Genomic DNA, 13,177 nt, shown 5'->3' with positions numbered 1-13,177 from the left:
TTGAACGGTGGGGCAAGGTCGAGTGCCGGTGGGTAACGGTTGGCCGCCGCGTGTGGTGATGCGCAGGGCCGGAGGATTGCGCACGCTCGAGGCGGCGTTGATCCGCAGTGGTCTCGGGCCGGTCGCCGGTGTCGACGAGGCGGGGCGCGGCCCCTGCGCGGGACCACTGGTGGTGGCGGCGTGCCTGCTGGCGCCGAAGGCCTACGACAGGCTGGCCGGCCTCGACGATTCCAAGAAGCTCACCGAGGCCACTCGCGAAGAGCTGTACCCGGTGATCGTCCGTCTGGCACTCGCTTATCAGGTCGTCGTGATCCCGGCCTGGGAGATCGACTCGATCGGCATCCACGTCGCCAATATCGAGGGGATGCGCCGCGCCGTGGCCGGGCTCGGGCGCACTCCCGGCTACGTGCTGACCGATGGGTTCCGGGTGCCCGGCATACCGGTGCCTTCGTTGCCGGTGATCGGCGGCGACGGTGCGGCGGCCTGCATCGCGGCGGCCAGCATCCTGGCCAAGGTCACCAGGGACCGCATCATGGTCGAGCTGGACGGGCGGTTCCCCGGCTACGGATTCGCCGCCCACAAGGGCTACAACACGCCCGAGCACACCGCCGCGTTGCAACGTCTCGGCCCGAGCAGCGAGCACCGGCGCTCCTGGCGCAACGTGCGCGAAGCCGCCGGGTTGCGCCCGGTCGCGGCGGCGGCCGATGTCGCGGACGCCGTACTGGCCGAGGGCTTGGACGAAGCGCTGTCGGAGCACATTCCGAACGGGCGTACGGCTGGCCGAGTAGCTACCGACGCAGCGCATGCGCGATGATGTCACCACACGACGCGATGCGGCGAGAAGGAGGACGTCCCACCCGATGAGTGCCGAGGACCTCGAGAAGTACGAAACCGAGATGGAGCTCTCGCTGTATCGCGAGTACAAGGACATCGTCGGTCAGTTTTCGTACGTGGTGGAGACCGAGCGCCGCTTCTACCTGGCCAATTCCGTGGAGCTGCGGCCGCAGAACGCGGACGGCGAGGTGTACTTCGAGGTGCGGATGAGCGACGCGTGGGTCTGGGACATGTACCGCCCGGCCCGCTTCGTCAAGCACGTCCGGGTCATCACCTTCAAAGATGTCAACATCGAGGAGCTGGAGAAGCCGGACCTGCGCTTGCCCGAGTGAGCCCGCTCGGCGTTCTGCACAGCGACTCGGTTATCAACAGGTTTTCCGATTCCCCCGGTCGGCGGCGCTGACCTGATCCGGCTGCGGCGCACGCTGGCCGGGTGACGGACAAACAGGCGCTCGGCGCGCACGGGGAGGAATTAGCGGCGGACTTTCTGCGCGCCGCGGGGATGGAAATCGTCGCCAGGAACTGGCGGTGCCGATACGGCGAGCTCGATCTGATCGCCCGAGACGGGGATGTGACCGCGTTCGTCGAGGTCAAGACCCGCTCCGGGCTGGGCTACGGCACTCCCGCGGAGTCGGTCACCTTCGCCAAGCGGCAGCGGATCCGGCGGCTGGCGCTGCTGTGGCTGGCCGAGCAGGACGGACCGTGGCGGCGCATCCGGTTCGACGTGGTGTCGGTGCTGGTGGCGCGGGGGCGTACACCGGTCATCGACCATCTCGAGGCGGTGTTCTGAATGGCGCTGGGGCGGGCGCACTCGGTCGCCGTCACCGGCGTGGACGGTCTGCTCGTCGAGATCGAGGCAGATATCGGACAGGGCCTGCCATCGGTCCACCTGGTCGGGCTTCCCGACACCGCGTTGCAGGAGTCCCGTGACCGGATCCGCTCCGCGGTGGCGAACTCGGGGGAGAAGTGGCCCGACGGCCGGGTGGTTCTCGCGCTGTCGCCCGCGACACTGCCGAAGCTGGGCAGCGTGTACGACTTGGCGCTCGCGATCGCCGTGCTGGACGCGTCCGGCTCGGTGCCCTCCGAACGGCTCGCGAAGACGGTGCTGCTCGGCGAACTCGCGCTGGATGGACGGGTGCGGCGAGTGCGCGGCATCCTGCCCGCCGTGCTCGCCGCGCGCAGGGCGGGCTGGTCGACCGTCGTGGTGCCCGCGGTGACACTGGCGGAGGCCGGGCTCGTCGAGGGCATCGAGGTCTTCGGGGCGCGCAGTTTGCGCGCGGTGGTGGCCTGGTTGCGCGGGGAAGGCGCGCTCGACGAGCCGGACGGCGACCTGCCGGACACGGTGCGCCACGGCGGCGATCTGAGCGAGGTGGTGGGGCAGGAAGAAGCCCGCTGGGCTCTGGAGGTGGCCGCGGCGGGCGGGCACCACCTGCTGCTCACCGGGCCGCCCGGCATCGGCAAAACCATGCTGGCCCAACGTCTTCCTGGGCTGCTGCCACCGCTCACGGAGACCGAGGCGCTGGAGGTCACCGCCATCCACTCCATGGCGGGCACACTCGCAGGCGATCACCCGTTGGTCACCGCGCCGCCGTTCGTCGCCCCGCACCACTCGACCTCGGTGACCGCGATGATCGGCGGCGGCTCGGGGACCGCAAGGCCGGGCGCGGTCAGCCGAGCCCACCGCGGCGTCCTGTTCCTCGACGAATGTGCCGAGCTCGGCACGAAAGTGCTGGAAGCGATGCGAACGCCGTTGGAAGAAGGGGAAGTGCGCATCGCCCGGCGCGACGGTGTCGCGCGGTACCCGGCTCGCTTCCAGCTGGTACTGGCGGCCAATCCGTGCCCGTGTGCTCCGGCGCGCGACGTCGACTGCATCTGCGCGCCGCTGGCTCGCCGTCGCTATCTCGGCAAATTGTCCGGTCCGCTGATGGACCGGATCGACATCTGGGTGCGGATGCACGGGCAGTCCGGCGCGGCGTTCAGCACCGATGCGGCCGAGAGCAGCGAGGTGGTCCGCGGCCGGGTCGCTGTCGCACGGCGCGCCGCCGCCGCCCGGTGGCGCGAATACGGATGGCTCACCAACGCCGAGGTTCCCGGCCACATCCTGCGTCAACGATTCCGGTTGCCGCGTGAATCGCTCGCTCCGGTCGAGGCCGCGTTGCGCCTCGGTCGCATGTCCGCGCGGGGTGCCGACCGAGCCATCCGCGTCGCGTGGACCATCTGCGATCTGCGCGGCGGCGAGCTGCCCTCGGCGCAGGACGTACTGTCCGCGTTGAACTTCCGTCAGCGGGGTGCGCAATGAGCGCGACGGTGCCGCCCGAAGGCGCGGACGACCTGCCTGTGGCGGTCGATGTGCCTACCGCCGAGCGTGTGGCTGGGGTCGTGGATGTGCTTGCGTGCGCGAACGCAACTGCGGCCGACAGCGGGTGTGTGGTCGGCGATGTGTCCACCGCCGAGGACGGGCCTCGGGTTGCGGACGTGCTTGCGGGCGCGGACGTAGTTGCAGCCGATAGGGCGTCTGTGGCGGTCGATGTGCCTACCGCCGAGGATGTGGCTGGGGGCGCGGACGTGATTGCGGGCGCGAACGCAAGTGCAGCCGACAGTGCGCCTGTGGCCGCCGATGTGCCCGCGGTGGTGGACGTGCCTCGAAGCATTGATTTATCCGGCGTCGTGAATCTGCCAGCGATCGTCGGCGCCCCTGTGGTCTTCGGGGCAATGGCGGGGGCCCACATGCGCGCAGCCGCAGATGCGCCTGCAGTCGCCGAGGTGGTTGTTCCTGGTGTCGGACAGGCGCGTGAGGCCGTGGACGTGCCCGCGTCAATAGATCTGCCTGCCCGGGCGGGTTTGTCCGTGGTTGTAGACGTGGCTGGGAATACGGAAGGGCGCGAGGTGGATGTGCCTGCCGTCGTCGAGGTGCCCGCGATGGTGGCGGTCTCTCGAGCCGGGGACTCGAGTGCAGGCGCGGATCGCCCTGTGCTCGAGGAGGTGGCTGCTACGGCGAACGTAGTACCGGTTGTCGAGACGCCGGCAGCGGCGGGCGTTCCTGGGGTCGTAGATGCGCCTGCGGTGGTTGGTGTGCCCGTGAGCGGGGCGGGATCGTCGTCCGGTGAATGCGACGACCCGCGGCTCGCGTGGGTGTATCTGTCGCGGGTGGTGCAGGGGCCGTGTGCTCCGTTGTCGGCGCTCATCGAGTCGGTCGGGGTTGTCGAGGCGGCCCGTGCCGTGCGGGAGTGCGCGTTGCCCGAGCCGCTTCGCGGGCCCACGGCGCAGCGGCGCGACATCGACCTCGCGGCGCGGGATCTCGAGATCATCGAGCGGATCGGCGGGCGCGTGGTGACGCCGGACGATCCGGAATGGCCCGCATGGCGCATGCTCGGTCTCGCCCAGCTCGAGCCGGGCAAGGATCGCGACGGCGCGGTACCGCTGGTGTTGTGGGTACGTGGCCCGCGCTCGCTGCTGGAATCCAGTGAACGCGCGGTGGCGGTGGTCGGGGCGCGGTGCAGCACCGGCTACGGAAACCGGGTCACGGGGGAGATCGCGGGCGACCTCGCCGCGCAGGGGTGGACCATCGTGTCCGGAGCGGCGTTCGGTATCGACGGCATGGCGCACCGGGCGGCGCTGGCGGTGGAAGGCCCCACTATCGCCGTCCTGGCCTGCGGCATCGACCGGCCCTATCCGGTGCAGCACGAACGCCTGCTGGCCGATATAGCCGAATCAGGCTTGGTCGTCAGCGAATACCCGCCCGGCGTCACCGCACAGAAGCATCAGTTCCTGGCCCGGAACCGCTTGATCGCCGCTCTCGCCGACGGCGTGCTCGTCGTCGAGGCGGGCCTGCGCAGCGGCGCGCGCAACACCGTCAAATGGGCACGCCGCATGGGTCGTCCCGCCTTGGCCGTGCCGGGTCCGGTGACCTCGGCCGCTTCGGTGGGCTGTCACCGCATGATTCGCGACGGCGAAGCCCTGCTGGTGACCCGAGCCGAAGAAGTCGTCGACGAGGCCGGACCGTTGCGGCTGTCGATCCCCGCGGCGGCAGCGGGCGGCAATCCGGATGATCAGCTGACCGGAGACGACGCGCTGGTCTTCGCCGCGCTGCCGAGAATCGGCTCACGACTGCCACTGGAGGTCGCCCGGCAGTGCGGATTGTCGCTTCCGGTGGTCCGTGCGACTTTGTCCGCTCTCGAATTGGCGGGTCTGGTGTCCAGTGACGAAAGCGGTTGGCACCGAACGGTACGGGGTCGATGAGCGTGTTCGGCGCGGTCGCTTGCCATCCGGACCACGGGTGGGGACGGTGGAGGCATGGACGAACTGCCCGAAGACCTGGAAGCGCTGCTGACGGAGTACGGCAGGCATCTGCGGCTCGGGCGCAACCGCTCGGAGCACACGGTGCGCGCGTACCTGGGGGACGCGCGATCCTTGCTGGAGCATCTGTACGCGCGATCGGCGGATTCGGCGATTCGCGAACTGGACCTGATGTTGCTGCGTTCGTGGCTGGCCCGGCAAGCCGCCGCGGGTGCGGCGCGCACGACCGTGGCCCGGCGGGCGTCATCGGCGCGCACGTTCACCGCGTGGCTCACCCGGACCGGCCGGCTGCCTGTCGATCCCGGACTGCGTTTGGGGTCGCCGAAGGCGCATCGCGTGCTGCCCGCCGTACTCGGGCGGCAACAGGCGCTCGGTGCCATGGACGCGGCGGGATCCGGTGCCGCGCAGCGCGATCCGATGGCGCTGCGCGATCGGGCGATCGTGGAATTGCTGTACGCCACCGGTATCCGGGTCAGCGAGTTGTGCGGGCTGGACATCGAAGACGTGGACCGCGAGCGGCGCGTGGTGCGGGTGCTCGGCAAAGGCAACAAGGAGCGCTCGGCGCCGTTCGGCACGCCCGCCGACGAGGCGGTAGGAAACTGGCTGCGCTACGGACGCCCCGCTTTCGCCACCGCGGACTCGGGTCGAGCGCTGCTGCTCGGCCGCCGCGGCAGGCGCTTGGATCAGCGCCAGGCCAGAACCGTTGTGCACGAGGTGGTCTCGGCCATCCCCGGCGCACCGGACCTGGCGCCGCACGGTCTGCGGCACACCGCGGCGACCCACCTCCTCGAGGGCGGTGCCGACCTGCGCGTGGTCCAGGAACTCCTCGGACACGCAAGCATGGCCACCACCCAGCTCTACACCCACGTCTCCATCGACCGTCTCAAGAAGGTGCACGACCAGGCTCACCCCCGCGCCTGACCCGCTCGTGGGGCGGTGGCGGCGTGCGTGCACGTTGGTTCCGCCGATACCCAAGTGATCGGTCCGGGTGAGGGCCGAGCGAACGAGTGCATGCAGCCCACCTTCGGCGACGCGGCGTCCATCGGCTTCGGCTCTTTGGGGTCACGCGGAGACGGCGGCATCTTGAAGGCGACGACAAACAGCCCGGCTGTCGATGCCAATCACGGCGTCGGCAACCGGTCGGATGGCCGGGCACGCTGTCCTCCGGTACCGCCAGCGGGTGCGTACGTGCACAGTGCGCCGGACCCATGGCTTTGGCCTGTTGGAGCGCGTGCGGCCCGTGGCGTGCCGCTGGGCCTGCCAGGTGTGCGGAGGGCGGTGGTCCGTGTGTTGGCCTGCTGGAGCATGTGCGAGTGTGGGCGGCCCGTGGCGCGCCGCTGGGCCTGCTGGAGTGTGCGTGAAGGCGCGCCGTTCGTGTGTTGGCCTGTGGAGCATGTGCCGAGTGCTGGCGGCCCGTGCTGGCCGTCCTGGAGTGTCTGGGGGCGGTGGTTCGTGTGTTGGCGTGCTGGAGCGTGTGTGAGTGCTGGCGGCCCGTGCTGGCCATCCTGGAGTGTGTGCGTGGGGGCGGCGGTTCGTGCGTAGCCTGCTGGAGTGTCTGGGGGCGGCGGTTCGTGTGTTGGCCTGCTGGAGCGTGTGCGAGTGCTGGCGGCCCGCGCTGGCCATCCTGGAGTGTGTGCGTGGGGGCGGCGGTTCGTGCGTAGCCTGCTGGAGTGTCTGGGGGCGGCGGTCCGTGCCTTGCCCTGCCTGAGCGTGTGGGTGTGTTGGCGGCTGGTGCCCTTGGCTTGCTGGAGTGTGTGGGGTCGGCGGTTCGTGCGTGGGCCTGCTGGAGAGTGTGGGTGAGGGAGGCGCGGCTCGTCCGTTGGCCTACCGGAGTGTGGGCGGCCGGTGCTCTTGGCCTGCTGGACTGTGTGCAAGTGTGGGCGGGGCCAGTGCCTTAGCCTGCCTGCGCGTGTGCGTGGGAGGCCGTGTGGGCTTCATCGAGTGAGCCGCATCCATTTTGCTCGTCGCGCCCCTGCCGAACCTGCATCTTCGGTGCGGTCGCCGATTCCGCCCGGGCGGTGCGCGCAGCCACTTACGCCACCCGGCATAGTCGCAGGTCGCGATCTCCCGGACAAAGGGAGTGAGCGGACAAGCGACAACATCCGCGACCCGTCACGGGCTGACGTAGTAATGCACCCGCGCCTCTTGTCCATCCGAGGTATGCCAACCGCCGGGCCCGCTGTACACCTGCCGCCAACCGTGCCGCTCGTACATCGCTATCGCCGCCGCACTGTCGAAGGCCACGGTGAGTACAGCACGGTGCCCCAGGCTCGCGGCCATGCGCGCAGTCGCGGTCAGCAACTGCGAACCCACTCCCACCCGGCGCGCGGTCGGGACGACATACAGCCGGATCACCGAGACGACAGTCTCCGCGCCGACCGATTCGCTCACGACCTCCGGTATTCCGCCGCCCGTGCCGAGTCCGGCGTGCCCGACCAACGCTCCGTCGTGTTCGGCGACAAGGGCCGCGAGGAGTTTGGGCGGCGACAGCCAGCCTGCCGGGTTCGCAGGCCACACGTCCGGATACCGATCGCTGTCGTGGACGTGCCGCAGTGCCGCGGCGCAGGCGTCGAGATCACCCTCGGTGCGCGGTCGAATGATGACGCTCATCTCGGCCATTCTTATTGCCCCACGCTGGAGGCAGCATTATTCAGACCGATCGGTTGGATTTCCGTTCATTGTCGTGCACTGCGGTCCGGTACTGCCTCGCTCGCGCAGCGAAGTAGTCGAATACGCATGTGATCGGCGTTGAGAAAGGGCACCCTTGAGGTAGCGAATCAGTGCCCGCAGTTCACGGCGTACTTCGAGTGGGAAGACGAGCGATGTCTACGTCCAGCGGACCGGAGGCCCTGCGTCGCGAACTGCACCCACTGGTGGGGCAGTCCGCGTGGCGACGCTCGGCCATCGCTTCCGCCTCGCCGCAGCCCGCCGCACCGGACGGGGCGCGGGAGATCTCCCTCGACGGCGGCGCGTCCAGGATGACGATCGGGCGCTCCGTCGCCGCCGACATCATCGTGACTTCCGACCCGACCGTGTCCCGGCTGCACGCCATTCTCGAGCGGGTGGGCGGATGCTGGACCATCGTCGACGACGGATTGTCCAAGAATGGGACATTCGTCAATGGCGAACGTGTGGGCGGTCGGCGGAAGCTCGGTTCCGGCGACATGATTCGCGTAGGTCGATCGGTATTCGTCTTGCGGGTCGACGAGTCCTTCGACGAGGAAATGACTCTCGCCCATTCACCACTGCCGACCCGAAACTCCCTTACCCCGGCCCAGTATGTGGTTCTCGAGGCGCTGTGCCACCCGTACGACGCGCGCGACGCGTACTCGTACCCTGCCTCCAACCGGCAAATCGCGGACAATTTGTGTCTGAGTCTGTCCACGGTGAAGACGCATATGCGGGCGCTGTTCCGGATATTCCAGGTCGAAGCCTTACCCCCGAACCAGAAAAGGCTGTTCCTGGTCGAACGCGCTATAGAATTCGGCATCATAACCGACCAGGAGAGGTAAGGCTCCGGCTGGGAACGAAATGAAATCCGATCAGATCGGCTGAAAACCGGACCCTGCCCCGCCGCGTGCATTTACGTCCGCGACGACCGCGGTGATGTCGGCGCCGAGTTCCGGTCCGAGACACGGCACCCCCAAGTAACCGTTGACCATGCCGACGAGCGTCGTTCCGACGACGAGCGGAGCGCCCGAATCTCCCTCGGCGACACATGTTTGGCTCCACGTCGAATTGCCGCCCGTCAACATATCGCCGTAGGCAGGCCCGCAGGTCCGGCCGGTCGTCCTGCCTTCCTTGCAGACGGTGTCCGGGAATCGAGCCGGTCCGCCCAGGCCGGTGATGGTGGTTCCGCCCACTTGGTTGACCGGCGTCACCTTCCCCGAATCGAATTCGATGACGGCATAGTCCATGTCGTTGTTGGCGTAGACGATGGTGCCGAGGGTGCCGGCGTCGCGATCGTTCTCCGAGACGATGGCGGCATTCGCCCCACCACAATGCCCCGCCGTGAACCCGACCAGCCGACCACCGGAGTCGCGTCCGATCGTGGTCAGAGTGCAGATGTTCTGACCGCCGACGACGATGCCGGAGCCGCCACCCAGCACGGATGGCGTCGCGGCCTGCGCGGTCCCAGGTGCTCCGAACGGCGCTGTCAGCGCGGCGAATGCCGCCGCAGCGCCCACGAGTTTCCTGAACTTGGTCATCCGGTAATTCAACCGCACTTGTCCGTGCGTCACCGTCGATTCCCAGATGTTCACGTGGCAGGGATACGGCTCGAAACGAATTTCTTCATCGGGGTGGGAATCGATGGTCAGAAGTGATGCGCCTCGGGTCTACGCCCGAGGCGCACTCGTGTTCGACGAGCTTATGACGAAACGCGATCAGGCGGCGCAAACGGCCACGGCAACCGCATTGGCCACCGGCGGAAGCAGCAACAGAGGAGCGCAGAAAATGCCCAGCGGCCAAATCAGGCCCAGTGTCGCGGGCTCGACCTGGACAGGTACCGGATGGTCCGCCACTTGCACCGGTCCCGGTGCTACGTCCGGGGCTGCGGAAGCGAAACCTGACCCGAGGGCGATGATCGGTGCGAGCGCTACCGCCGCCGCCGTTACGCGCATTTTGTTCGTGATCATGATGTCTCCAGTGGTTGATTGCTTCACCAGCCCTCGTTTGTTGAAGGCCTCAGTGTGAACACACAACCAACTCTGCTCGGAGCAAGCGCAAGAGGCCATCAGCCTCCGGGTCGGAATCATTCATACCGGAGGAGGCGAGAAGACATCGGAATCGCTATTCTGCGCAAACGAATGTGGCCGTCGAATCAGGCGGCGCCGCGCCGGACGGTGATCTCACCTGCCCGGCGCGGCCCGCCGAAACGATCAGCCGTGCGCGACCGGAGCGGGATCCGGCTGCTCGGCCGGTTGCGGACGCCGGGCGCGCAGCAGCACCGCGCCGAGCACGGCGGCCGCGATGCTGAATCCGGCGCTGATCCACGCGCCCGTGGACATGGCGGCGGTGAAGGCGTCCTTGGCGGGCTCGACGTAGCCGAGCTGGAAGGCGGCGCCGATGGATTCACGCGCCGCGTCGGGCGCGTCGGCGGGCATGTTCGAGGTGAACACACCGGCCAGCACGCTACCGAGGACGGCGATGCTGATCGCCATGCCGACTTGCTGGATCGTGTCGTTCATCGCGGAGCCGACACCGGCGTGCTCCAGCGGAATGGCGCTCATGATGGCCGCGTAGGCGGCCGGACCCGCCAAGCCGCCGCCCACACCCATCACCAGCATGCTGACCAGCACCCAGAGATATCCGCTCCCGAGCGCGAGGATGCCGAAGGCCGCTCCCATGACGAGCAGGCCGGACACGACGAGTGTCTTGTTGCTCAGCGTCTTGCCGAGCGTCGCGCCGAGGCCGTTGCAGACCGCGGCGGCCACGGCGTACGGGAGCAACGCCAGTCCGGCCTTCATCGGGCCGTAGCCGAGTACGAACTGCAAGTACTGAGTGAGCATCAGCATGACCGCACCCATGCCGAAGACCATCAGCAACAGGGTGAAACAGGTGCCGGTGAAATCGCGGCTGCGGAACACCGCCAACGGCAGCATCGGATGTGCCGATCGGCTCTCCCAGATGACGAAGGCGGTCGCCGCGACAGCGGCCAGCGCGAGCACGCCGACGTTCCATTCCCGTTCGATGATCACGTAGACCGTGGCGCTCAGCGCCACGACGGACAGGACGACGCCGACGAGATCGACCGGTCGCTGCTCGCCGGTGGTCTCCGGCATCAGCACGACGGCCGCGATGATCGCGAGCACCGCCACCGGGATATTGAGCAGGAACACCGATCCCCACCAGTAGTGCTGGAGCAGGAAGCCGCCCAGCGTGGGACCGGCGACGATGCCGACCATGGAGACCGTCGACCACGCCGCCATCGCCGTGCGCCGTTCGTCCTCGGCGAAGCTGGTCATCAGGATCGACAGCGTCGACGGCATCAACAGCGACCCACCGACGCCCATCGCGACGCGGGCGGCCACGACCTGCCACGGTTCGGTCGCCAGTACGGCGGCCAGCGAGGCCATCCCGAACACGGCGAGTCCGGTGATCAGCGCTCGTCGCCTGCCGAACCGGTCGGACAAGCTGCCCGCGGTGAGCAGGAGCCCGGCGAAGACCAGCACGTAGGCGTCCAGGATCCACTGGACATCCGACGGTGTCGCGCCCAGTTCCCGGATCAGCGAGGGGATGGCGAGATTCAGCACGGTGCTGTCGAGCATCAGCACCAGCAAGGACAGACAGAGTACCCCCAGGACCCACCAGCGCCGGGGGTCTCGCACAATGTTCGATTCCACTCGCACAGCGTACGAGAAACTCGAACAGTGTGCGAGCGATTATAAGATCGTGTTGTGACCAAGCAGTTCGCGTCGGTATGGACCAAGCAGCCGCGCCAGCCCAAATCGCCCGGGCTGCGCCGCGAGCAGATCATCGCGGCGGCCGTCGAGATTCTCGACGCCGAGGGGCTGGAGTCGCTGAGCATGCGCAAGCTCGGCGCGAAACTGGGTGCGGGGGCGACCAGTCTCTACTGGCACGTCTCCAACAAGGACGAGTTGCTGGAATTGGTGCTCGACGAGTTCTGGGGTCTGGTCCGGACTCCGGAGCCCGAGGAGGCGTCCTGGCGTGAACTGCTGAACACCTTCGCTTACAACTTGCGCGCGTCCATCAGGGAGCACCCATGGATGGCGTCGCTGGTCGGGCAACTGCCGAGCATCGGGCCCAACTCGCTGCGTTTGAGCGATCGGCTGCGCCGCGCGTTCGTCCGGGCGGGTTTTCATGGCGTGGACATCTATCTGGCCAGCGGCACGGTGATGTGTTTCGTCTTAGGCCAGGTGATTCCGGAGATCGCATGGGACAAGGTGTCCGAGGGGATGGAGATCGACGCCGACGGCGTGCTGCGCGTGATGCAGGACGTGGCCGGCGACTATCCCGAGATGCTGGCGGACTATCGGGCGACCGTGCCGGCCGACCAGGAGGCCGGGCGTGCGATGGCGTTCGACTTCGGCTTGCTCTGCGTCCTCGATGGCCTGGAAGCTCGCCTGCGCAACCTGCGGGAGCCTGGGCAAGAGTCGCGGGCGGCGGGATCTCCCGTGGGTGACGCCGATCGAACGTGAAACAGGTTCTTGGTAGTTGAAACGAGCTAAGAATCGGGATTGTGCCGATAAATTGAAACGTGTTCTATAGACGTGATCCGGTACCGGATCACGCATGGCCACGCGGCGCGCCCGAGCGCCGATGCGCAGAAAGGCGTCTGACGTGAGCACGCACACCGTTCTCGGCCGAGAGGTGCGCATGCCGGTCCGCATCCGGCTCGCGCACGCGTTCATGGCCACCTATCTGGTGCCCGCTGAACGGGCGCAGCGCCTCATCGACTACTCCGGCTTGGGGATTCTCCGGCTCCCGGGCGGGCGGGCGATGTGCACGCTGGTCTTCGTCGACTACGTCGACGGCGATCTGGGGCCGTACAACGAGTTCGGCGTCTCGTTCATGGTGCGCCACCACACCGCGGGGGCGCCCTCCGGAATCGGCGACCTGCGGGCGCTGGTGACCGGGCAGGCCGGCGTGTTCATCCACAAGCTGCCGGTGGACGGCGAGTTCACTTTGGCCGCAGGGCGTGGCATCTGGGGCTTTCCGAAGGAACTCGCCGAATTCGTCGTCGATCACGACGGCCGCACGCCCAGCGGCGCGCTGCACCAGGACGGGCAGCTCATCGCCGATCTCACGGTGCGGCCGGGGTTCGCGACCCCGAACGGCCGCGCCGCGGCGTCCTCGTTCGACGCCTACTCGCACATCGACGGCGTCACTCGCTGCACGCGCTGGGAGATGCGGCCTTCCGGCATGCGTGCGCGTTTCGGCGGGGCGGAGCTGACGCTGGGCGACCATGCGATCGCCGCGGAACTCCGGTCGCTCGGCCTGCCGCGGCGTGCGTCGATGTCGTCGTCCGTCTCGCGGCTGGCGATGACGTTCGAAGACGCGATCTCGATCTGACGTGCCTTCCGCA

At 68.2% G+C, this 13,177-nt stretch carries 13 protein-coding genes; 9 read left to right on the top strand and 4 right to left on the bottom strand.

What is annotated here, in order from left to right; all coding sequences use genetic code 11:
• Positions 1-7 precede the first annotated feature (7 nt).
• The 6 genes from ACFV2O_RS09675 (at position 8) to ACFV2O_RS09650 (ending at position 6,051) form a co-directional block, all read left to right on the top strand.
• Complete coding sequence (locus ACFV2O_RS09675) at positions 8-814, top strand: ribonuclease HII (protein ID WP_379251470.1); 807 nt, start codon at positions 8-10, stop codon at positions 812-814.
• Positions 815-860: 46 nt separating this feature from the next.
• On the top strand, positions 861-1,166 hold the full coding sequence (locus tag ACFV2O_RS09670) for a DUF2469 domain-containing protein (RefSeq protein WP_011210678.1): 306 nt from the start codon (positions 861-863) through the stop codon (positions 1,164-1,166).
• A 101-nt stretch (positions 1,167-1,267) separates the two neighbouring features.
• Positions 1,268-1,624, top strand: a complete 357-nt coding sequence (locus ACFV2O_RS09665) for a YraN family protein (protein ID WP_355069898.1) — start codon at positions 1,268-1,270, stop codon at positions 1,622-1,624.
• Complete coding sequence (locus ACFV2O_RS09660; RefSeq protein ID WP_364427199.1) at positions 1,625-3,133, top strand: YifB family Mg chelatase-like AAA ATPase; 1,509 nt, start codon at positions 1,625-1,627, stop codon at positions 3,131-3,133.
• A 779-nt stretch (positions 3,134-3,912) separates the two neighbouring features.
• The gene (gene dprA, locus ACFV2O_RS09655; protein ID WP_379251469.1) at positions 3,913-5,073 is read left to right on the top strand and encodes a DNA-processing protein DprA; all 1,161 of its coding nucleotides are present in this window, start codon (positions 3,913-3,915) and stop codon (positions 5,071-5,073) included.
• A 54-nt stretch (positions 5,074-5,127) separates the two neighbouring features.
• Positions 5,128-6,051 (top strand): tyrosine-type recombinase/integrase, encoded by a 924-nt coding sequence (locus ACFV2O_RS09650; RefSeq protein ID WP_379251468.1) that lies wholly within the window; start codon positions 5,128-5,130, stop codon positions 6,049-6,051.
• A gap of 1,191 nt (positions 6,052-7,242) precedes the next feature.
• On the opposite strand, the gene ACFV2O_RS09645 is transcribed toward ACFV2O_RS09650, so the two are convergent.
• The gene (locus ACFV2O_RS09645; RefSeq protein WP_379251467.1) at positions 7,243-7,740 is read right to left on the bottom strand and encodes a GNAT family N-acetyltransferase; all 498 of its coding nucleotides are present in this window, start codon (positions 7,738-7,740) and stop codon (positions 7,243-7,245) included.
• A 212-nt stretch (positions 7,741-7,952) separates the two neighbouring features.
• On the opposite strand from ACFV2O_RS09645, the gene ACFV2O_RS09640 reads away from it, so the two are divergent.
• Complete coding sequence (locus tag ACFV2O_RS09640) at positions 7,953-8,642, top strand: FHA domain-containing protein (RefSeq protein ID WP_379251466.1); 690 nt, start codon at positions 7,953-7,955, stop codon at positions 8,640-8,642.
• A 30-nt stretch (positions 8,643-8,672) separates the two neighbouring features.
• On the opposite strand, the gene ACFV2O_RS09635 is transcribed toward ACFV2O_RS09640, so the two are convergent.
• The 3 genes from ACFV2O_RS09635 to ACFV2O_RS09625 all read right to left on the bottom strand — a co-directional run bounded on the left by ACFV2O_RS09635 (position 8,673) and on the right by ACFV2O_RS09625 (position 11,474).
• Positions 8,673-9,338 (bottom strand): serine protease, encoded by a 666-nt coding sequence (locus ACFV2O_RS09635; RefSeq protein ID WP_379251465.1) that lies wholly within the window; start codon positions 9,336-9,338, stop codon positions 8,673-8,675.
• Positions 9,339-9,515: 177 nt separating this feature from the next.
• Positions 9,516-9,794 carry a hypothetical protein gene (locus ACFV2O_RS09630; protein ID WP_379251464.1) on the bottom strand — a complete coding sequence of 93 codons (279 nt, stop codon included), beginning with the start codon at positions 9,792-9,794 and terminating at the stop codon, positions 9,516-9,518.
• 216 nt (positions 9,795-10,010) lie between these two features.
• Positions 10,011-11,474, bottom strand: coding sequence for an MFS transporter (locus ACFV2O_RS09625; RefSeq protein ID WP_379251463.1), 1,464 nt, complete (start codon positions 11,472-11,474; stop codon positions 10,011-10,013).
• Between the two features lie 54 nt (positions 11,475-11,528).
• Here ACFV2O_RS09625 and ACFV2O_RS09620 point away from each other — a divergent pair, with 54 nt between their 5' ends.
• A complete protein-coding gene (locus ACFV2O_RS09620) occupies positions 11,529-12,290 on the top strand; it encodes a TetR/AcrR family transcriptional regulator (RefSeq protein ID WP_379251462.1) in 762 nt (253 codons plus the stop codon).
• A gap of 142 nt (positions 12,291-12,432) precedes the next feature.
• On the top strand, positions 12,433-13,164 hold the full coding sequence (locus ACFV2O_RS09615; RefSeq protein WP_356961313.1) for an acetoacetate decarboxylase family protein: 732 nt from the start codon (positions 12,433-12,435) through the stop codon (positions 13,162-13,164).
• The last annotated feature ends 13 nt before the right edge of the window (positions 13,165-13,177 follow it).

The organism is Nocardia sp. NPDC059691, assembly GCF_042733915.1.
GTDB classification, from domain to species: domain Bacteria; phylum Actinomycetota; class Actinomycetes; order Mycobacteriales; family Mycobacteriaceae; genus Nocardia; species Nocardia sichangensis.
This window is presented reverse-complemented; position numbering and strand designations above follow the sequence as displayed.